This is a genomic window from Pseudomonas sp. LAIL14HWK12:I10 (assembly GCF_900184205.1).
GTDB classification, from domain to species: Bacteria; Pseudomonadota; Gammaproteobacteria; order Pseudomonadales; family Pseudomonadaceae; genus Aquipseudomonas; species Aquipseudomonas kermanshahensis.
In genome coordinates this window covers 56,741-75,923 of record NZ_FXWU01000011.1, presented here as the reverse complement: position 1 = coordinate 75,923, position 19,183 = coordinate 56,741, and the positions used below count along the sequence as shown (strand labels likewise).

Annotated in this window: 18 protein-coding genes; 4 read left to right on the top strand and 14 right to left on the bottom strand. The window is 62.0% G+C overall.

The features are described from left to right. Nucleotides 1-2 precede the first annotated feature (2 nt). The 12 genes from darG to exaC all read right to left on the bottom strand — a co-directional run bounded on the left by darG (nucleotide 3) and on the right by exaC (nucleotide 12,016). Complete coding sequence (darG, locus tag QOS90_RS22430) at nucleotides 3-1,076, bottom strand: type II toxin-antitoxin system antitoxin DNA ADP-ribosyl glycohydrolase DarG (protein WP_027594925.1); 1,074 nt, start codon at nucleotides 1,074-1,076, stop codon at nucleotides 3-5. Then, nucleotides 1,073-1,717, bottom strand: a complete 645-nt coding sequence (gene darT, locus QOS90_RS22425; RefSeq protein WP_027594926.1) for a type II toxin-antitoxin system toxin DNA ADP-ribosyl transferase DarT — start codon at nucleotides 1,715-1,717, stop codon at nucleotides 1,073-1,075. The genes darG and darT overlap by 4 nt, the downstream gene beginning before the upstream one ends. Then, the gene (locus QOS90_RS22420; protein ID WP_027594927.1) at nucleotides 1,718-2,296 is read right to left on the bottom strand and encodes a DarT ssDNA thymidine ADP-ribosyltransferase family protein; all 579 of its coding nucleotides are present in this window, start codon (nucleotides 2,294-2,296) and stop codon (nucleotides 1,718-1,720) included. Between the two features lie 450 nt (nucleotides 2,297-2,746). Then, on the bottom strand, nucleotides 2,747-3,448 hold the full coding sequence (locus tag QOS90_RS22415) for a LexA family transcriptional regulator (RefSeq protein ID WP_027594928.1): 702 nt from the start codon (nucleotides 3,446-3,448) through the stop codon (nucleotides 2,747-2,749). Between the two features lie 177 nt (nucleotides 3,449-3,625). Continuing rightward, on the bottom strand, nucleotides 3,626-4,153 hold the full coding sequence (gene ppa / locus QOS90_RS22410) for an inorganic diphosphatase (RefSeq protein WP_016497835.1): 528 nt from the start codon (nucleotides 4,151-4,153) through the stop codon (nucleotides 3,626-3,628). Nucleotides 4,154-4,245: 92 nt separating this feature from the next. Then, nucleotides 4,246-5,061 carry a M90 family metallopeptidase gene (locus tag QOS90_RS22405; protein ID WP_085274008.1) on the bottom strand — a complete coding sequence of 272 codons (816 nt, stop codon included), beginning with the start codon at nucleotides 5,059-5,061 and terminating at the stop codon, nucleotides 4,246-4,248. Nucleotides 5,062-5,069: 8 nt separating this feature from the next. Beyond that, a complete protein-coding gene (locus QOS90_RS22400; protein ID WP_027594930.1) occupies nucleotides 5,070-5,717 on the bottom strand; it encodes a DedA family protein in 648 nt (215 codons plus the stop codon). Nucleotides 5,718-6,042: 325 nt separating this feature from the next. After that, nucleotides 6,043-6,501 (bottom strand): GNAT family N-acetyltransferase, encoded by a 459-nt coding sequence (locus tag QOS90_RS22395; protein WP_085274007.1) that lies wholly within the window; start codon nucleotides 6,499-6,501, stop codon nucleotides 6,043-6,045. A 108-nt stretch (nucleotides 6,502-6,609) separates the two neighbouring features. After that, a complete protein-coding gene (gene eutC / locus QOS90_RS22390; RefSeq protein ID WP_027594932.1) occupies nucleotides 6,610-7,428 on the bottom strand; it encodes an ethanolamine ammonia-lyase subunit EutC in 819 nt (272 codons plus the stop codon). Between the two features lie 8 nt (nucleotides 7,429-7,436). Next, nucleotides 7,437-8,831: an ethanolamine ammonia-lyase subunit EutB gene (locus QOS90_RS22385; RefSeq protein ID WP_027594933.1), complete on the bottom strand. Its 1,395-nt coding sequence runs from the start codon at nucleotides 8,829-8,831 to the stop codon at nucleotides 7,437-7,439. 49 nt (nucleotides 8,832-8,880) lie between these two features. Then, nucleotides 8,881-10,329 (bottom strand): ethanolamine permease, encoded by a 1,449-nt coding sequence (gene eat / locus QOS90_RS22380; protein WP_027594934.1) that lies wholly within the window; start codon nucleotides 10,327-10,329, stop codon nucleotides 8,881-8,883. A 166-nt stretch (nucleotides 10,330-10,495) separates the two neighbouring features. Continuing rightward, nucleotides 10,496-12,016 carry an acetaldehyde dehydrogenase ExaC gene (gene exaC, locus QOS90_RS22375; protein WP_085274006.1) on the bottom strand — a complete coding sequence of 507 codons (1,521 nt, stop codon included), beginning with the start codon at nucleotides 12,014-12,016 and terminating at the stop codon, nucleotides 10,496-10,498. Between the two features lie 255 nt (nucleotides 12,017-12,271). Between exaC and QOS90_RS22370 the strand changes: the two genes are divergently transcribed. The 4 genes from QOS90_RS22370 to QOS90_RS22355 all read left to right on the top strand — a co-directional run bounded on the left by QOS90_RS22370 (nucleotide 12,272) and on the right by QOS90_RS22355 (nucleotide 16,604). Next, entirely contained in the window at nucleotides 12,272-14,278 is a 2,007-nt protein-coding gene (locus QOS90_RS22370) for a sigma-54-dependent Fis family transcriptional regulator (protein ID WP_085274036.1), read from the top strand. 66 nt (nucleotides 14,279-14,344) lie between these two features. Beyond that, nucleotides 14,345-15,694, top strand: coding sequence for a UDP-N-acetylmuramate:L-alanyl-gamma-D-glutamyl-meso-diaminopimelate ligase (gene mpl, locus QOS90_RS22365; protein WP_085274005.1), 1,350 nt, complete (start codon nucleotides 14,345-14,347; stop codon nucleotides 15,692-15,694). Continuing rightward, entirely contained in the window at nucleotides 15,691-16,320 is a 630-nt protein-coding gene (ubiX, locus tag QOS90_RS22360) for a flavin prenyltransferase UbiX (protein WP_085274004.1), read from the top strand. Before mpl ends, ubiX begins: the two co-directional genes overlap by 4 nt. Further along, nucleotides 16,317-16,604 carry a YceK/YidQ family lipoprotein gene (locus tag QOS90_RS22355; protein WP_085274003.1) on the top strand — a complete coding sequence of 96 codons (288 nt, stop codon included), beginning with the start codon at nucleotides 16,317-16,319 and terminating at the stop codon, nucleotides 16,602-16,604. Before ubiX ends, QOS90_RS22355 begins: the two co-directional genes overlap by 4 nt. Nucleotides 16,605-16,646: 42 nt before the next feature. Here the strand turns inward: QOS90_RS22355 and QOS90_RS22350 are convergent, their stop codons facing one another. Then, the gene (locus QOS90_RS22350) at nucleotides 16,647-17,291 is read right to left on the bottom strand and encodes an oxidoreductase (protein ID WP_027594940.1); all 645 of its coding nucleotides are present in this window, start codon (nucleotides 17,289-17,291) and stop codon (nucleotides 16,647-16,649) included. Nucleotides 17,292-17,318: 27 nt separating this feature from the next. After that, complete coding sequence (locus QOS90_RS22345) at nucleotides 17,319-19,052, bottom strand: C13 family peptidase (RefSeq protein ID WP_085274002.1); 1,734 nt, start codon at nucleotides 19,050-19,052, stop codon at nucleotides 17,319-17,321. Nucleotides 19,053-19,183 lie beyond the last annotated feature (131 nt).

Below are 19,183 nucleotides of genomic sequence, written 5' to 3'. Positions count from 1 at the left end.
AGTCAGCTGAGGGCGGTGCTGGCGGTTAGGCGCTTGAGCGCAATATCAAGTGCCTGATCGTCGAACAGCTTGCTTTTGCGAGCCGCAGAACCGGCTCCGCCTTCCCAATGCGTTAACGCATCGCGCACGGCAGGAACAGTCGGGCAAACCCCTTCGTGGCTCAGCAACCAATCAACCGTTGCCAATAACTCCATGCCGAAGGGTGACTCAAAGCCATCAATCAGCTCGATCGTGCGTTCCAATGCTTGGGAATACGCCTTTGCTTCTGTATTGAGATAGGTGTGTAGAGTGGGTTTACGTTTCTCTTCAAACCAGATCACATCACCGATCTCTGCATCCTTGATGCGTTTTTCGCACTGCAGATAGCTGCCATCAAGGTCATTGAGCAGAGGCTGTAGTCGATTGGCATACGGGCCATATCGATGCGCTACAAACTTGAGGTTCAGAGGGTTCTCAGTGTCTGGCAGCTCTTCTATGGCGCGTGCCAGAAACCAGGCCAGCTTCTGTATTTCAAGCAGGCTGCATTCCATCCCTAAAACCCAATAACGCCTAACCAATTCGGCAATGAGTGCGCGAGCCGGTGTGAGCTTTTCTACGCCGCTACGTTTGGCGACATTCAGATATTGGCTGGATGGCTCATATACCCATACGTCCACATTCAGATCGCTCAGTACATGAATAATCTGTTCACGGACTTCAGGCCATTTCAAGCCACCATTGCCGGCCCCCAGCGCTGGGACGGCCACGGATTTGACCTGGTTTTCAATCAAAAAACGGCGCAGATCGTGCAAACCTTCTGTCACCCAGGCCATCTGCGAAGGGGATCGCCAGTGACGTTTGGTAGGGAAGTTTACGATCCACTGCGGGCCTTCCAGTTCATTGACCGCAGTCACGTGGACTTTGCCAGTTACCACCTCGCCAGCTTTGCAGGCCGCTGCGTACAGGCGGTAATTCTCCACAAAGCGCTCTTTGAACATCAGCGCAATACCTTTGCCCATCACGCCAACGGTATTGACTGTATTGACCAGGGCTTCGGTCTTGGCCTCTAGAAGGTTACCTTGGGTAAATCGGATCATTGGAAATACCACCCCGGACGCGCATGCACAGACACGCTCAGACCTCTAGCGGCCACGTCATGTTCTATGCGCTCTTTGATTGCATCGTTGTAGCACATGATGCCCAGCAGCCCAGTGATCGGTAGGTGATGGTGAATCAGCGCTTCTGCCTGATAACGCTCCATCTTTCGAGGGTCGTCAGGATCACGCGTGAAGTCGCGCCGTTGAAGCAGGGGCCAATCGACCTCGCCCAGATACGCCAGATCACTGTAGTAGCTAGTCCACGCCGGGTAGGCCAGTGCGTTTGTGAAGACGAACGGCAGGCCAAGCGCTTGGACGCGGTAAAGGCTGGACACCAGAATCACGATTTCGTCATTGCTGCGCTGCTGCACACCCCACCCTGCATGAGTATTCCTCATCATCACGGAGAAGGGGGTGAAGCAGAAGGGTACGTAGTCGGCCAGTACCCCTCCAGGCGCTATCGGGACCTGCCGAGATCGGCGTTTGTCGATCAGCTCAGCGTTGTCTATGTTCACACACTGCGTTGCCTGAACACCCGAGTTTTCGCAGTGCAGACCATTGTCCAGAATCCAAGGCAGGGTATCGCGATGGACGATACGCCAAATCAGAGCCTTGTCCGGATTCAGTCTGCTGTAGCTCATTTATAGGAACATTCCGGAATTCACGCTGATGGGGACCTTGAGGTTGATCTTGCGCATTTTAGCCTCACACAGCTTTTCGATCTCATCGGTTGGTACGTAAATCCTGGAAAAATCCTGCGGGAGTACCACGGAGGGGGAGAGGCATTCAGCCATGCAGACGCTTTTGCAGTCGGCATTCTGATAGTCCCGCGTGTTCATGAGCGCCCAGTCGATGGCTTCGAAGCCATCGTGATAGTCGAGTAGTTCGATCTCATCATTGGCAAGGGGGTGGCGAGGGATGATTTTCCATTTGTTTTGCTTGGCAAAGGATCTGTAAACCGAAATCAGTACAAATTTGGATGTGGGCCTGTCGAGCTGCACCCGCCCATCAAACGGATTGGCAGCAAACCAGTGAAAGGGCACGTAGCTATCGAGCTTGAGGGCTTTGCGTTTGTCGAGGATTTCACTGTCTGCTACGTCAGTGAAGTTAATGAGGCTCGCCCGAGGCTTCAGACCTTGTGTGAAAATCCCATCCAGATTCTCAACGGAGGTCAGGTGGTAGACAAAAAATTGGTCCTTGATACTTCTCACGTCTGGCATTGCGGTCCCCTTGACCTATGCATTCATCTAAACGCTTCATGTTCCCCAAACCTCAGTCCGTGGGGTTTAGCAGGGGGTTCGTTTGGATGCTAATGTGCCGTCGTTGAAGCCCGCAAGGTTCATGTGGGTATTTGCGTGCTTTTCAGAAAAGCCCTACAAAACCTCTATTAAACGCGGTCTTGCTAAAGCGGGTTTTAGTAGGGGATGGCTTTCAAGCAGGCATTAAAAAGCCGGCTTGTGGCCGGCTTCTCGGGGACGCTTCCGACTAATTTATGGTAAGCCGCAACCGCCTTAACTGTGTGGTCACAAGGACCTGATAGAGATGGTCAACACCCGTGTGGGATGTCGCCGAGCCCTCTGGACCGCGGCTTGCGCCGGTCGGGGCTAAATGTGCCGCGTAGCATACAAGGGCTTGCGCAGTATGCCCAGCAAAAAATGGCACAGCGTGTTTCAGCTGGGGCGATGGCGGCGGAAATGCGACCAGTGGAAGACCCAGCCGAGAACCTCCAGGCCTTGGGCCTGGCGCTGGGCGCGGGTGTAGCGCTCGACGGCGTAGTTGCGCCGGTCATGGCTGTGTAGGTACAGGGTGCCGTGCGGGCCGAGGCTGAGGTTGTTCACCCTCAGGGTGCCGTTGTGCAGCAAGGCATAGGTCTCGCCCTCGATGACTTCGGTCATGCTCAGGTCTACCGCCAAGGTGGCTTCCAGCGGGATCAGCGGAGCCATGTTGGCGGCAGGCATGGCCAGGCAGATGGCATTTTGCGCAGCAACGCCCAGCGCCTTTAACGCCGTGGTGGGCAGGCGCAGGTGATGGTTGGCCACGGGGGCAAGCAGGCCGTGCTGCAGTGCGTAAAACGGCACCTGCAGCAGCCGGCCGCTGTGTGCTGAGAGCGGGGTGGGCGGGTTGGTGTGCGGTGGCCGTGGCGGGCCGCTGCGCAAGATCGGGTTGGGGTGCTTGGGGCCTTCGCCGCTGCGTAGCCAACGGCGATGCACGCAGAACAAGTCGGCCATTTCATCGAGGCGAGCCAACGGAACACCCCGTCTGAACCAGTTGTTGACGTGCTGGGGTGTGACGCTGCGTTGGGCAGCGAAATCGGAAGGGGTCAAGCCACATTCGTGCAGCAGGGCTTTGAGGCGGTCACCGGATGTGTTCATGGCCGCGAGTGTAGCGGCCGGGTGCCAGCTGGCATATGAACCGGATGTTGATGCGGCTTGTGCGAAAGGTGCTTAGTTGTAGGGCGTTGGAGTAGGGCGATGTAGGAATTTTTACTGGAAGGGTGTTCCCTCGCGCATAAAAAACCCCGCCGAGGCGGGGTTTTTCAGCAATCGGTATCAGCCTTTGTAGGCAGCGACCGATTTGGTGATCGCAGCACGGGCGGCGTCGGCGCCGTCCCAGCCTTCGATCTTGACCCACTTGCCCTTCTCGAGATCTTTGTAGTTCGCGAAGAAGTGCTCGATCTGCTGGATCAGCAGGGCTGGCAGGTCGGTGTATTCCTTGACGTCGACATACAGCTGCGACAGCTTGTCGTGCGGCACAGCGATGACTTTGGCGTCGCCGCCGCCGTCGTCGGTCATGTTCAGGATGCCAACCGGGCGGGCACGGATGACCGAGCCTGGGGCAACTGGGTATGGGGTCACGACCAGCACGTCGAGCGGGTCACCGTCGTCGGCCAGGGTGTTCGGGATGAAGCCATAGTTGGCTGGGTAGAACATCGGGGTAGCCATGAAACGGTCGACGAACAGGGTGTCGCTGTCCTTGTCGATCTCGTATTTGATCGGCGCGTGGTTGGCCGGGATCTCGATGGCGACGTAGATGTCGTTCGGCAGGTCTTTGCCCGCCGGAATCTTGCTGTAGCTCATTGGGCAGTGCCCCCGTAGTTGACCAAAAAGTGGCGGCGATTATAGGCACATTCCGCATGGGCATGCCACGCTTGGCCTGATGTGCGGCCGCGTCAGGCGTGGCCTTCGCGGTAATCGGGGTGTTCGGCCTGCAACTGGCTCAGGCGCGCCAGTGGGTCTTGGCGGTAGAACAGCGACAGTTGCTGGTAAACCTGCGGATACGCCTGCTGCAACAGGTCGGGGGCGCTGAAGAAGTATTCGCTGGTGACGGCGAAGAATTCTGCAGGGTTTTCTGCCGCGTATGGGTCGATGGGCGTTTCGGCGTCGGGGTTCAGGTCCAGCTGGCGGTTGAGGTCGTCATAGGCCTGTTGCATAGCCGTCGCCCACTCATCCACGGGCATGCCACTGTGCAGCGGCGGCAGGCCGTTGGCGTCGCCATTGAGCATGTCGAGCTTGTGCGCCAACTCATGGATGACCAGGTTGTAGGCCTCCCAACCACCACTGGCCAGCACCCCGTTCCAGGCCAGGATCACCGGCCCCTGTTGCCAGGCTTCACCGCTGTGTTCGCCGTCCCACACATGCTCCACACCACTGGCATCGCGGTGGCGCTGAGGGCTTTTGAAGTCGTCGGGGTAGAGGATGATTTCGTGGAAACCCTGGTACCAGTTCAGGTCACCCAGGTGCAGCAGTGGCAGCTGCGCCTGGGCAGCGAGGAACAGGCGCTGCTCATCGCTCAGCTCGACACCGGGCAGGGTGGTCAGGTGCTTTTCAAGCAGAAACAGGATGCAGGCTTCACGCAACCAGCGATCTTCTTCATCGCTGATACCGTCGAGCAACGGCAGGTGTTGGCGAACCGCCTGCCATTGCTCGGCTGTGATCGGGTAGCGCTTCAGGGTGCGCCGACGCCGCCAGGCGCTGAAAGACCACATGGCTGGGGTCAGTGAGCCTTGGCAGCACGGCCCAGGCGACCGCGCAGCAGGCCGAGCACCATCGGCACCAGCGACAGGAAGATGATACCCACCACCATCAGCGACAGATGCTGCTTGATGAACGGTACATTGCCGAAGAAGTAGCCCAGCGTCACCAGGCCTCCGACCCACAGCAACGAACCGGCGACACTGAAGCCCAGAAAACGCGGGTAGTGCATGTGGGCAATTCCGGCGACGAACGGCGCGAAGGTACGCAGAATCGGCAGGAAGCGCGCCAGGGTCACGGTCTTGCCGCCATGGCGTTCATAGAATTCGTGCGTGCGCTGCAGGTAGTCGCGGCGGAAGATCTTCGAATTGGGGTTGTTGAACAACCGCTCGCCCGCCGTTCGGCCAATCACGTAGTTGGTACTGTCGCCCAGGATCGCCGCCGCCATCAGCAGGCCCGCCAGCAGGACTGGGTCCATGCCGCCACCGGCCGCCACGGCGCCGGCGATGAACAGCAGCGAATCACCTGGCAGGAACGGCATCACCACCAGGCCGGTTTCGCAGAAGATCACGGTGAACAGGATGGCGTAGATCCAGGGACCGTAATTGGTGACCAGCAGATCGAGGTAGGCATCGAGATGCAGGATAAGGTCCAGCGGGTTGAAATCCATGTACAGCACCTGTGTTCTGGGGCGTAGGCTCGGTTACCAGGGGATGGGTAAATTTTCACACATGACAAGTGGGGCATTATACGGCGAAGTGAGGATCATGCCCGGGGAGTTTGTAGCGGCGGGTTACGGAAGGGGAAGATTCATGCTGCCTGTACCGACTTCACTCGGCAGGCCCACCCATACCTCTGGCCATACGCGACCCTTGTAGGAGCAGCCTTGTGCTGCGAAGAGGCCGGTGCCAGCACTGTTAATCTCGACTGCTGGCACCGGCCTCTTCGCGGCACAAGGCTGCGCCTACAGGTACAGGTGATAAGGCCTGCGCAGGTCAATCCTGATGGATCGGCAGGATGTAGCTCTCGAACTCGGTGTCCTTGCGAAAGCCGATGGACTCGTAGGTCTTTTGCGCTGCCTCATTGTTGGCGCTGGTCGACACCCGCATCCGCACGGCATTGGTCTCTTTCGCCATCTTCTTGGCCTCGCGCATCAGGTGGTCGGCCACCAGCATGCGTCGCGAGTCTTCGGCCACATAGATGTCATTGAGAATCCACACGCGTTTGAGCGACAGCGACGAAAAGCTTGGATACAGCTGGCAGAAACCGAGCAACTTGCTGGCATCGTCATCCGCCAGCGCCAGGTAAATCACCGACTCGTCCCGCTTCAGGCGCTTTTCCAGAAAGCTGCGTGAGCTGTCCGGGTAGGGCAATTGCCCATAGAACTCGCGGTATTTGACGAACAGGGGGGTCAGCAGGTCGAGGTGTTCCAGGGTTGCCTTGATGATACGCATGTGCGGCCCTCAGGATCCATTTGGGGAAACAGCGGATTGCCAGCCGCTCTCAACAGCATGCTGCCTAATGCGTGCGAGAAGCGCAATCCGCCTTCCGTGACATGATTTTTACCCTTTTCCGAGCAGAAAGTTTCCTTTTTGGCTGGCGGGGGTATCGCTCTCCAGGCTATGGACCTCGGCTTCGTCCTTCAGATTCACCCCGGAAAGCTGCCGGCGACAGGCTTCACGCATCAGGTACAGCAAGCGGTGGGCCGCCATGCCATAGCTCAGGCCCTCAAGGCGCACGTTGGAGATGCAGTTGCGGTAGGCGTCAGTCAGGCCGACCCGCGGCGCGTAGGTGAAATACAGGCCGAGGCTGTCGGGCGAGCTCAACCCCGGGCGCTCGCCGATCAGCATCACGGTCATCCGTGCGCCCAGTAACTCGCCAACCTCATCGGCCACGGCCACGCGGCCCTGTTCCACCAGCACCACCGGGGCGCTGGTCCAGCCGTCGGCAGCGGCCTGTTCCTCGAAACGGGTCAGAAACGGCAGGGTATGGCGGTGCACGGCGAGGGCCGAGAGGCCGTCAGCGACGACGACGGCCAGGTCGACACCGCCCGGGTTGGCCTGGGCATGCTGGCGCAAGGTTTCGATCGAGTCTTCGTTCAGCCGCCGGCCCAGGTCCGGGCGCTGCAGGTATTGGTCGCGGTCGTGGGCGGCGCTGTGCAATACCAAGCTGTCGCGCCCGCGGTCACTGAGCTGGGCGGTCAGCCCGGCATGGTCGAAGGGCAGGTGCACGGCATCGCGGGCCTGGGCGTGGGCGAATTGGAAGTCCAATTGTGCGCCGGTCGGCAGGCTGGTGCCGGTGCGGCCCAGGGCGATACGCGCCGGGGTCAGGGTACGCAGGGCCAGCCAGGGGTTGTCGGGGGTTACGGTGCGAGGGTCCATGGTCATCCCTATGCAAGCTGTGCCAACGCCTGGCGGAACGCCGGCGGCAGGTTGTCACCAAAGCGCACCCGGCCATCGGCCTGGGTAAAGATGCCGGTGCGCGCCAGCCATGCTTCAAATTCGGGGCCGGGCTTCAGGCCCAGGGTCTGGCGCGCATACAGCGCGTCATGGAACGACGTGGTCTGGTAGTTGAGCATGATGTCGTCGGAGCCGGGGATGCCCATGATGAAGTTGATCCCGGCCACACCCAGCAAGGTCAGCAGGGTGTCCATGTCGTCCTGGTCGGCTTCGGCGTGGTTGGTGTAGCAGATGTCGCAACCCATCGGCACGCCCAGCAGCTTGCCGCAAAAGTGGTCCTCGAGGCCGGCGCGGATGATCTGCTTGCCGTTGTACAGGTACTCCGGGCCGATGAAACCGACCACGGTATTGACCAGAAACGGCTTGAAGTGCCGGGCCACGGCGTAGGCACGGGTTTCGCAGGTCTGCTGGTCGACGCCGTGGTGGGCGTTGGCCGACAGGGCGCTGCCCTGGCCGGTCTCGAAATACATGAGGTTTTGCCCAAGGGTGCCGCGCTTGAGCGACAGGCCCGCTTCGTAACCCTCCTGCAATACGTTGAGGTTGATGCCAAAGCCTGCGTTGGCGGCTTCGGTGCCGGCGATCGACTGGAACACCAGGTCCAGCGGCACGCCACGGTTGATCGCTTCGATCGAGGTGGTGACGTGGGTCAGCACGCAGGCCTGGGTGGGGATGTCGTAGCGCTGGATGATTGCATCGAGCATTTCCAGCAGGGCACAGATCGAGGCGATGCTGTCGGTGGCCGGGTTGATGCCGATCATGGCGTCGCCGTTGCCGTACAGCAGGCCATCGAGGATGCTGGCGGCGATGCCGGCGGGTTCGTCGGTCGGGTGGTTGGGTTGCAGGCGGGTCGACAGGCGCCCGCGCAGGCCCATGGTGCCGCGGAAACGGGTGACCACGCGGATCTTCTGCGCCACCAGAATCAGGTCCTGGACGCGCATGATCTTCGACACCGCCGCCGCCATTTCCGGTGTCAGGCCCGGCGCCAGCGCGCGCAGGCTGTCTTCGTCGGCTTCTTCGCTGAGCAGCCAGTCACGCAGGCCGCCCACGGTGAGGTGGCTGACCGGTGCGAAGGCCTGGGCATCGTGAGTGTCGATGATCAGGCGGGTGACCTCGTCCTCTTCATAGGGGATCAGCGCCTCGGTCAGAAAGTGCGTCAGCGGGATGTTGGCCAAGGCCATCTGCGCGGCGACCCGCTCACCGTCGTTGCTGGCGGCGACACCGGCCAGGAAATCCCCAGAACGCGCGGGGCTGGCCTTGGCCATCACGTCCTTGAGGCTGTCGAAGCGGTAGACCAGGTGGCCTACCGTGTGTACGAAACTTGCCATACAGATTCTCCAGAGCGCCGCGGGGCTGGCCCGCGGCGGGTGTCGGCGATCAGTGCAAGGCCTCTTCGGCCTTCTGGATCGCGGCGAATTCCTCTTCCGGTGTGCCCGCTACCAGGTGGTGGCGGCTGTAGAACGCAAAGTAGGCAATTAATACTCCATAGATCACCGCGGCGCCAATCACAACCCGCGGGTCGACCAGGAAGCCCGCCACCACGGCGATGCACGCCAGTACCAGGGCTACGCCCGAGGTGAAGATGCCGCCCGGGGTGCGATACGGGCGTTCCATTTTCGGACGGCGGATGCGCAGGGTGATGTGTGCAGCCATCATCAGCACGTAGGACAGCGTGGCCCCGAACACCGCGACCAGAATCAGCAGGTCGCCCTGGCCGGTCAGCGACAGCCCGAAACCGATGAGGCCAGGGATGATCAGGGCCAGGACCGGCGCCTTGCTTTTGTTGGTCTCGGAGAGTTTGCGCGGCAGGTAGCCGGCGCGGGACAGCGCGAAGATCTGCCGCGAGTAGGCATAGATGATCGAGAAGAAGCTGGCAATCAGGCCAGCCAGGCCGACCAGGTTGACGAAGCTGCCCATCCAGGTGGAACCGCCATAGGCTTTGGACAGTGCCTCGACCAGTGGGTTACCGGAGGCCTTGAGCGCTTCGGAGCCCGCCGCGCCAGGGCCGATCACCAGAATCAGCAGGGCGAAGGCCAGCAGCACCAGCATCGCGCCGATCAGGCCGCGGGGCAGGTCGCGTTTCGGGTTTTTGGTTTCTTCGGCGGCCAGCGGCACGCCTTCGACGGCGAGGAAGAACCAGATGGCGTAAGGGATTGCGGCCCACACGCCGACGTAGCCGAACGGCAGGAAACTGCTGGCGCCAGCGGCGTCGGTCTTGGCGATGTCGAACAGGTTGGCTGCATCAAAATGGGGCACCATGCTCACCAGGAACACGCCCAAGGCAATGGCGGCAATGGCGGTGATGATGAACATCAGCTTCAGCGCTTCGCCGACGCCGAAGATGTGGATGCCGATGAACACGATGTAGAACGCCAGGTAGATGACCCAGCCACCGATGCCGAACAGTGACTCACAATAGGCGCCGATGAACACGGCGATGGCCGCCGGGGCAATGGCATATTCGATGAGGATGGCCGTGCCGGTAAGAAATCCGCCCCATGGGCCAAAGGCGCTGCGGGCAAAGCCGTAGCCGCCGCCTGCAGTGGGGATCATCGACGACAGCTCGGCCAACGAGAAGCACATGCACAGGTACATGGTGGCCATCAGCAGGGTGGCGAGGAACATACCGCCCCAGCCGCCTTGGGCCAGGCCGAAGTTCCACCCGGCGTAGTCGCCGGAGATCACATAGGCGACCCCGAGGCCAACCAACAGCACCCAGCCGGCTGCGCCTTTTTTCAGTTCACGTTGCTGGAAATAGTCCGAACCGACTTTTTCGAAGTCGACAGAAGAGCCTGCCGGCACATTACCGGAATGATCGCTTGGCATAGTTTCACCTGTTGTTTTTCTTGGTGGCCGGAGGGACTTCCAGCCCATGGTGATAGGTACTGCAGGAAGCGAGCCAGAGCGGTTCGTGCACGGGAACCGCGCTGGCTTGTGGTGGTGACGAACCGCTGCGGTGGGCTGCAAAGCAGCCCCCGCAGCCATCTCAGGTTTAGAAGAAGCCCAACGGATTGATGTCGTAACTCACCAGCAGGTTCTTGGTCTGCTGGTAGTGATCGAGCATCATCTTGTGGGTCTCACGCCCAACGCCGGACTTCTTGTAACCGCCAAACGCGGCATGCGCCGGGTACAGGTGGTAGCAGTTGGTCCACACGCGGCCAGCCTTGATGCCGCGGCCCATGCGGTAGGCGCGGTTGATGTCGCGGGTCCACACACCGGCACCCAGGCCGAACTCGGTGTCGTTGGCAATCGCCAGGGCTTCGGCTTCGTCCTTGAAGGTGGTGACGCTGACCACCGGGCCGAAGATTTCTTCCTGGAATACGCGCATCTTGTTGTTGCCCTTGAGCAGGGTCGGCTGGATGTAATAACCGGTCGACAGCGCGCCTTCGAGTTTTTCCACCTTGCCGCCGGTCAGCAGCTCGGCGCCTTCTTCCTGGGCAATTTCCAGGTACGACAGGATCTTCTCGAACTGCTGTTGCGACGCCTGGGCGCCGACCATGGTGTCTGTGTCCAGCGGATCGCCACGCTTGATCTGCAGGACCTTCTTCATCACCACTTCCATGAACTGCGGGTAGATCGACTCCTGCACCAGGGCACGCGACGGGCAGGTGCACACTTCGCCTTGGTTGAAGAATGCCAGCACCATGCCTTCGGCGGCCTTCTCGATGAAGCTCGGCTCGGCCTGCATGATGTCTTCGAAGTACACGTTAGGCGACTTGCCGCCCAGCTCGACGGTGGACGGGATGATGTTTTCGGCGGCGCATTTCATGATGTGCGAGCCGACCGGGGTCGAACCGGTGAAGGCGATTTTGGCGATGCGTTTGCTGGTGGCCAGCGCTTCGCCCGCTTCGCGGCCGTACCCTTGGACGACGTTGAGCACGCCTTTGGGCAGCAGGTCGCCGATCAGCTCCATCAGTACAGTGATGCCCAGCGGGGTCTGCTCGGCGGGTTTGAGGACCACGCAGTTGCCTGCGGCCAGGGCTGGGGCGAGTTTCCACGCGGCCATCAGCAGCGGGAAGTTCCACGGGATGATCTGCCCGACCACGCCCAGAGGCTCGTGAATGTGATAGGCGACGGTGCCTTCGTTGATTTCGGCAGCGCCGCCCTCTTGGGCACGGATGCAACCGGCGAAGTAACGGAAGTGATCGACCGCCAGCGGGATGTCGGCGTTGAGGGTTTCGCGGATGGGCTTGCCGTTGTCCCAGGTTTCGGTAATGGCCAGGACTTCAAGGTTCTGCTCGATGCGGTCGGCGATTTTCAGCAGCACGTTGGAGCGGTCCTGGACGGACGTGCGGCCCCAGGCATCGGCGGCGGCGTGGGCGGCATCCAGGGCTTTGTCGATGTCTTCGGCAGTGGAGCGGGGAAACTCTGCGATCAGCTTGCCATTCACCGGGGAGGTGTTTTCGAAGTACTGCCCCTTGACCGGAGCTACGAATTCACCACCGATGTAGTTGCCGTAGCGGCTCTTGAAGGAAACCTTCGCGCCTTCGGTACCGGGATGTGCGTAACGCATGGTGTGTCTCCTGGCTATTGTGTTTGTTAGGGAGTTGAAAAGCGTAGAGCAAAGGTTGGGCCAGTGTTTTGAGGTTCTGCTAAATCAAGCACTTAGCGTAATTTTCAGAGGGCTGTGAAAGCCCGCTGTGCCAGCCGTGGTACGGCCTGTGTGACACTTTGTGCCATTTGCGACACGCTGCCGGCAGGTGCATTGCAAAGGCCCGCCGGGTGGAGGATGCTGGCTGAACGCTCGATCTGCGGAGAACCACAACACATGCAGAGCAATCACTTGAGTCGCCATGCCCAACAAGTGCATACCGTTGCCCACGGTGAAGCCGGGGCGGGCGGCAGTGACCCGGCGATCGCCCGGTCCTGGCTGCGCTGCCTCGAGGATTACCACCTCGACCCGACGCTGATCGAGGCCCCCGTGGTGCTTGAACACGGGCGCTTGCTGGAAACCCGCGAGCGCCTGCACCAGGTGCTGAAAATTGCCGACGCCGAGATGAACAGCCTGCATCAGCAGCTCTCTGGCGCTGGCCATGCGGTGCTGCTGACCGATGCCCGTGGGGTGATCCTCAACTGTGTCAGCGCCCCCAGCGAGCGGCGCATCTTCGAGCGGGCAGGGCTGTGGCTGGGCGCCGACTGGAGCGAGGCGCGCGAAGGCACCAACGGTATCGGCACCTGCCTGGTCGAGCGCCAGGCCCTGACCATTCATCAGCACGAACACTTTCGTGGCCGCCACACCGGCCTGACCTGCTCGGCAAGCCCGGTGTTCGACCCGCATGGCGAACTGCTGGCGGTACTCGACGTGTCGTCGGCGCGGCCCGATGTGTCGCGGCAGAGCCAGTTCCACACCATGGCCTTGGTCAACCTCTCGGCGAAGATGATCGAGAGCTGTTATTTCCTGCGTCATTTTCAGCAGCAGTGGCTGCTGCGCTTTCATCTGCAGGCTGAGTCGGTCGGCTTGTTCAGCGAGGGCTTGCTGGCCTTCGAGGGTGACGGGCGGATTTGCGCCGCCAACCAGAGCGCGCTCAACCTGTTGGGCACCGTTCGCGGTGGCGTGTTGGGGCAACCGGTGGAGCGGTTTTTTGCCTGCAGCCACGACGAACTGTTCAGCCGCGCCGTGCCGGGCGGCAGTACCGTCTGGCCGTTGCAGACACGCGACGGCCGCCAGGTGTTTGCCAGCCTGCGAGGCCAGGCGCGTACGCCGGTATGGTCAGTACCGCTCAGCCAGCCCCAGCCCCAGCGTGCTGAAGCGCCAGGCATCTGCCTGCTCGACCCGGCGTTGCAAAACGACTTCCGCCGCTGCGTGCGGGTATTCGAGCGTGATGTGCCGCTGCTGTTGCGTGGCGAGACCGGTTGCGGCAAGGAGGCATTCGCCCAGGCCGTGCACCAGGCCAGCCAGCGTCGCGGTAAGCCGTTCGTGGCGATCAACTGCGCCTCGATCCCAGAGAGCCTGATCGAAAGCGAGCTGTTCGGTTATCGCGGTGGCAGCTTTACCGGCGCACGCAAGGAAGGCATGCGCGGCAAGCTGCTGCAGGCCGATGGCGGCACGTTGTTGCTGGACGAGATTGGTGACATGCCACTGGCCTTGCAGACGCGCCTGTTGCGGGTCCTGGAGGAGCGCCAGGTGGTGCCGATTGGCGGCGAGCCCCAGGCCGTGGACGTGCGCATCGTCAGTGCCACCCACCGCGACCTGCTGGAGCGGGTGGCGCAGGGGAGTTTCCGCGAAGACCTGTATTACCGGTTGAACGGGCTGGAAGTGGCCTTGCCAGCAGTGCGTGAGCGCAGTGACAAGGGCCAGTTGCTGGACTTTTTGCTGCGTCAGGAAGCCCAGGGGCAACGGGTTGAACTGGAGCCCAGTGCGCGTCAGGCGTTGCTGGACTTTGCCTGGCCGGGGAACGTGCGGCAGATGCGCAATGTATTGCGCACGCTCGTGGCGCTTTGCGATAACACCTTCATCGGGTTCTCCGACCTGCCCGCGACTTTCCGGAGTCATGCGGCCCCTGTGGGGGCGGGCTTGCCCCGCGAAGCAGGCAACGCGGTGGATGGCACCGGCTTTGCGGGTGTTCGCGGGGCAAGCCCGCTCCCACACGAGGAGCAAAACAGTCTCACCCACAAGAGCGCGCCAGTGCGCCTTGAGGACGCTGAGTGCGAAGCGCTGCTGTCAGTGCTGGAGGCAAAACACTGGCACTTGACCCGCGTTGCCGAGCACCTGGGCATCAGCCGCAATACTTTGTATCGAAAACTGCGCAAACACGGCATCGCCCGAGGTGGCTGAACGAAACAGCGGGTGCGATTTCCCGCGCCCTGGGCTACCCTGCCTCGATGTTTTGCGAGGTCGACCATGCATATTCACATTCTCGGTATTTGCGGCACGTTCATGGGTTCCCTGGCGGTCCTGGCCAAAGAGCTTGGCCACCGCGTCACCGGCTCCGATGCCAATGTCTATCCCCCGATGAGCACCCAGCTCGAGGCCCAGGGCATCGAGCTGACCCAGGGCTATGACCCGGCTCAGCTAGACCCGGCACCCGACTTGGTCGTGGTCGGCAACGCCATGTCGCGGGGCAACCCGGCGGTGGAATACGTGTTGAACAAGGGCCTGCCCTATGTCTCTGGCCCACAGTGGCTGGCTGACCACGTGCTGCAGGGCCGCTGGGTATTGGCCGTTGCCGGTACCCATGGCAAGACCACCACCAGCAGCATGCTGGCCTGGGTGCTGGAGCATGCCGGCATGAGCCCTGGGTTCTTGATCGGCGGCGTGCCACAGAACTTCTCGGTGTCCGCGCGTTTGGGCGACACCCCGTTCTTCGTGGTCGAGGCCGACGAGTACGACAGTGCGTTCTTCGATAAACGCTCGAAGTTCGTCCACTACCACCCGCGCACCGCGATTCTCAACAACCTAGAGTTCGATCACGCGGACATCTTCCCCGATCTGGCCTCCATCGAGCGCCAGTTCCACCACTTGGTGCGCACGATCCCGAGCGAAGGCCTGGTGATCCATCCGACCACCGAACAGGCGCTGGAGCGGGTCATCGGCATGGGTTGCTGGACCCCGGTGCAAACCACCGGTGAAGGCGGCCAATGGCAGGCGCGCCTGCTCAGCCCCGATGGGTCGCGCTTCGAAGTGCTGTTCGAGGGCGAGGCACAGGGCGTGGTCGATTGGGCGCTGACCGGTCAGCACAACGTCGCCAATGCCTTGGCAACCCTGGCTGCGGCCCGCCATGTCGGTGTAGTGCCGGCCATGGGTATCGCCGGGTTGAGCGCCTTCAAGAGCGTCAAGCGGCGCATGGAGAAGGTCGCTGAAGTGCAGGGCGTGACCATCTACGATGACTTCGCTCACCACCCGACCGCCATCGCCACCACCCTCGACGGCCTGCGCAAGCGCGTAGGTGAAGCACCGGTGATTGCGGTGATCGAGCCGCGCTCCAACTCGATGAAGCTGGGTGCCCACCGCGATGGCCTGCCGGAAAGCGTCAACGATGCCGACCAGGTCATCTGGTACGCACCGGCCAACCTGGGCTGGGACCTGGCCGCCACGGCGGCGCAGTGCACCGTGCCGAGCGTGGTTGCCGACAGCCTCGAAGCAATCATCGAGCGCATCAAGGGCCAGGCACGGCCGGGCACCCACGTCGTGATCATGAGCAACGGCGGCTTCGGCGGCTTGCACGGCAAATTGGCCGAGGCGCTCAAGTGAGCGGGCCGGAGCGCATCACCCTGGCCATGACGGGCGCCTCTGGCGCTCAATATGGCCTGCGCCTGCTCGATTGCCTGGTGCGTGAGGACCGCGAGGTGCATTTCCTCATTTCCAAGGCCGCGCAACTGGTGATGTCCACCGAAACCGATGTGTTGCTGCCGCCCAAGCCCCAGGCGATGCAGGCGTTTCTGACCGAATACACCGGCGCTGCCGCCGGCCAGATCCGCGTGTATGGCAAGGAAGACTGGATGTCGCCGGTGGCCTCGGGCTCTGGCGCACCGGCGGCGATGGTGGTGGTGCCGTGTTCCACGGGTACCTTGTCGGCGATTGCCACCGGTGCTTGCAACAACCTGATCGAGCGGGCCGCCGACGTCACCTTGAAGGAGCGCCGCCAGTTGATCCTGGTGCCGCGTGAAGCCCCGTTCTCGACGATCCACCTGGAGAACATGCTCAAGCTGTCGCAGATGGGTGCCGTGATCTTGCCAGCAGCGCCGGGCTTCTACCATCAGCCGCAGACCATCGACGACCTGATCGATTTCGTCGTTGCACGCATTCTCAACTTGCTGGACATCCCTCAGGACATGCTGCCGCGTTGGGGTGAACATCACTTTGGGGCGGATGATTGAAGCGAGTTCTGTCGGGGTTGGTGGCGTTTGCGCTGCTCAGTGGCTGCGCCACGGTGCGCACGCTGGATGCCAACAAGCCGGGCGCGCCGGTGGTGTATGCCGGAACGCGGCTGGACCTGTATGTGATGAACGGCGGGTGCTGCCCGAAAGATCATTTCGGCGCGCTGGCGCCCGCCTACCCAGGCCTGGATCTGCCCGGTAGCCTGTTACTGGATACGCTGCTGCTGCCGTTGTCGTTGCTGACGGCAGCAGGCGTCGGCTTCCAGGCCACCGGCGGGCTTTGATTACGGTATTAACGCGTAATCCGTGCGGGAGCGCGCGCGGCGCTAGTTTTTGCCCAGGCGGCGCAGTTCATCCGACTCGATCACCCGCACCCCGTCTTCTTCCTCCAGCGCCAGGCGCCACAGCGCCCGTGCCAGGGTGCACGCCTCGATACCCCGATACTTCCCAGGTATCAGCTTGGAAAGCGGCGAAATCAGTTGCTCGCCAAAGCGCGGCTCAATGCGATCACCCAGCAGCACCGACGGGCGGACGATGGTCAGCTGTGGCCAGTCCTGGGCCTTCAGCGCTTCCTCCATTTCACCCTTGACGCGGTTGTAGAAGATCGATGATTTAGGGTCGGCGCCGACTGCGCTGACAACCAGCAAATGGCGCGCACCGAGTTCCCGGGCGCGCTTGCTGAAGGCCACGACCATGTCCAGGTCGACGGCGCGGAAAGCCGATTCGGAGCCAGCCTGCTTGAGCGTGGTGCCCAGGCAGCAATAGGCGATATCGACACGCCCGGCCAGCTGCGGAAGAAACACCGCCGGGTCGCCCACTGGGTTTTCCAGGTGCGGGTGTTCGGCCAGCGGCCGGCGCGTAGGGGCCAGCACCCGGCTGATGGTCGGTTCGTTGAGTAGGCGGTCTAGCAGGTGTTCACCCGTCAGACCCGTGGCACCGGCAAGCAGGACATGCTGAGGCGTCAAATACATGATGTCTCTCCCTTGTTACACACAAGCTTAGTGGTTGCCGGGCTTTTTTTCCTGCTGCTCCACCGTCGCTTGTGCGGCATTGCGTAGCGCTTCCTCGGCCTGTTGCCGGCGTAGGTGCTGCCAGTGTGCCAGTACTGCTGGCGGCGCCCAAAGCTGCGGTTCAGAGGCTTCGAAACCGTCCTTTCGTTCTCTTTCGGCAACGCTGGCGCGTGCCAGTTCAAACGCCTGTTTCAGGTCGTCGGTCTGGTTCAGCGCCTCGGCGAAGAGGGCATCGCCAAAGTAGGTGAAGTCGGCTTCCTCCGAGCAACCGAACGACACCCGATCGGCGCGGGCGGCGGTCATGATCACCGTGCGATCATCTTTGAGCGGCGCGATGTAGCCTCCTGAATAGCAGGCCGAGATGACGATTACCTTGTCGCGCTCTTTCAGCGGGGCCAGGGCACCGGCCAGCTCGTCGGCGGACAGGTCGGCCAGTTGCAGGCGGGGTTGGTCGAGCACCAGTTGGTGATCGTGGCTGCCGTGGCTGGTGAGGTAGATGAACACCAGGTCCTCGGGGCCGCTGCGTTCGGCCAGGGTACGGGCAGCGCGGGTGAGGTTCTCGCGGGTGGCCATGGGACGGCTGGCCATGTGGTCCCGATGGTTGACCAGGGTAACCTGGCCGCGGGCGCCAAAACGGACCTTGAGCATGTTGCTGACATAGTCGGCTTCGCGCAGGAACACGCTTTGCTGGCCATCGCCGGCCACGACCAGGCTGTATAACTGAATGGCCGGCGCGGTAGGCGGCACCCGTGCCAGTGCGTCCTCTAGCAGGCGGCCCTGGTTGAGCAAGGCCAGGTCCAGCGGGTCGGGCAACAGCGTGCCCTTTTCGTCGCGCACGCGTACGCCATTGACCCAAGTGCCACCCTCGACCTTGCCGTTGCTCAGGGTCAGCCGGCCTTTGCCATGGTAGGCATCGTTTTCGAAGGCGCCGATGTACTGGCTGCCGTCGGCCAGTTGCAGGTTGCCTTGGCCAGAAAAGTGCCAGTCAACGAAACCGCCTTTGTAATGGCTGCCATCGCTGCCGAGCAGTTCACCTTCGCCCACCAGTGAGCCATCCTTGAATTCGCCGATCCACACGTCACCTTCGGCGCTTTCATAGCGGCCGCGGCCTTCCAGGCGGTTGTCCTTGAACTCCCCGATGTACTGCTCGCCGTCGACGCTGTCGTAGGTGCCGCTGCCTTGCAGCAGGCCATCGACGAAACGGCCGCTGAACTGGTTGCCGCTGGCGTCGCTGCGCACGCCGGCGCCGTTCGGTTTGCCTTTGGCGAACAGGCCCTGGTAGCGGCTGCCGTCGGCCAGCTCCAGCTCGCCTGCGCCTTCGTATTGGTCGTCCTTGAACTGGCCGCGGTAGGTCTGGTCGGCTTGCTTGAGGGTACCTTCACCGTCGCGTCGGCCGTGGCTGAAGGTGCCGGCATAGTGGCTGCCCGGTGTGGTCAGGTCACCGAGGCCCTGGAACAGGCCCTCGGCGAACTGGCCCCGGTAGACCTCACCGTTTTGGCCATGCCACTCGCCCTGACCATGCCATTGGCCGTCCTTGAAACTGCCGGCGTACCAGCTGCCATTGGGGTAGTCGATGCGGCCCTCGCCTTGCAGCAGGCCATTGACCACCTCGCCCCGGTAACGCCCGCCGTCGGGCAGGCGCGCGTCCGGAGGCAGTAGCGATTCGCCATCTCCGCACGCGGCGAGCAACAGGATCAGGGTGACAGGGAGCAGTGGACGCATGGTGGAGACCGGGCAATAGGTCTGCCGAGTATGACGCAGAATGGGGGGCTGAGACAGATAGGTGCATGCCTTGTGGGGTGTGTTGCCTGTGAGATCGAGCGCCGCCCGCGCGGCGCTCGATCTCACAGGCG

Coding starts and splice junctions, on each gene's coding strand:
- darG (WP_027594925.1), bottom strand. CDS start 1,076: ATGATCCGATTTACCCAAGGTAACCTTCTAGAGGCCAAGACCGAAGCC.
- darT (WP_027594926.1), bottom strand. CDS start 1,717: ATGAGCTACAGCAGACTGAATCCGGACAAGGCTCTGATTTGGCGTATC.
- QOS90_RS22420 (WP_027594927.1), bottom strand. CDS start 2,296: ATGCCAGACGTGAGAAGTATCAAGGACCAATTTTTTGTCTACCACCTG.
- QOS90_RS22415 (WP_027594928.1), bottom strand. CDS start 3,448: ATGAACACATCCGGTGACCGCCTCAAAGCCCTGCTGCACGAATGTGGC.
- ppa (WP_016497835.1), bottom strand. CDS start 4,153: ATGAGCTACAGCAAGATTCCGGCGGGCAAAGACCTGCCGAACGACATC.
- QOS90_RS22405 (WP_085274008.1), bottom strand. CDS start 5,061: ATGTGGTCTTTCAGCGCCTGGCGGCGTCGGCGCACCCTGAAGCGCTAC.
- QOS90_RS22400 (WP_027594930.1), bottom strand. CDS start 5,717: ATGGATTTCAACCCGCTGGACCTTATCCTGCATCTCGATGCCTACCTC.
- QOS90_RS22395 (WP_085274007.1), bottom strand. CDS start 6,501: ATGCGTATCATCAAGGCAACCCTGGAACACCTCGACCTGCTGACCCCC.
- eutC (WP_027594932.1), bottom strand. CDS start 7,428: ATGGACCCTCGCACCGTAACCCCCGACAACCCCTGGCTGGCCCTGCGT.
- QOS90_RS22385 (WP_027594933.1), bottom strand. CDS start 8,831: ATGGCAAGTTTCGTACACACGGTAGGCCACCTGGTCTACCGCTTCGAC.
- eat (WP_027594934.1), bottom strand. CDS start 10,329: ATGCCAAGCGATCATTCCGGTAATGTGCCGGCAGGCTCTTCTGTCGAC.
- exaC (WP_085274006.1), bottom strand. CDS start 12,016: ATGCGTTACGCACATCCCGGTACCGAAGGCGCGAAGGTTTCCTTCAAG.
- QOS90_RS22370 (WP_085274036.1), top strand. CDS start 12,272: ATGCAGAGCAATCACTTGAGTCGCCATGCCCAACAAGTGCATACCGTT.
- mpl (WP_085274005.1), top strand. CDS start 14,345: ATGCATATTCACATTCTCGGTATTTGCGGCACGTTCATGGGTTCCCTG.
- QOS90_RS22350 (WP_027594940.1), bottom strand. CDS start 17,291: ATGTATTTGACGCCTCAGCATGTCCTGCTTGCCGGTGCCACGGGTCTG.
- QOS90_RS22345 (WP_085274002.1), bottom strand. CDS start 19,052: ATGCGTCCACTGCTCCCTGTCACCCTGATCCTGTTGCTCGCCGCGTGC.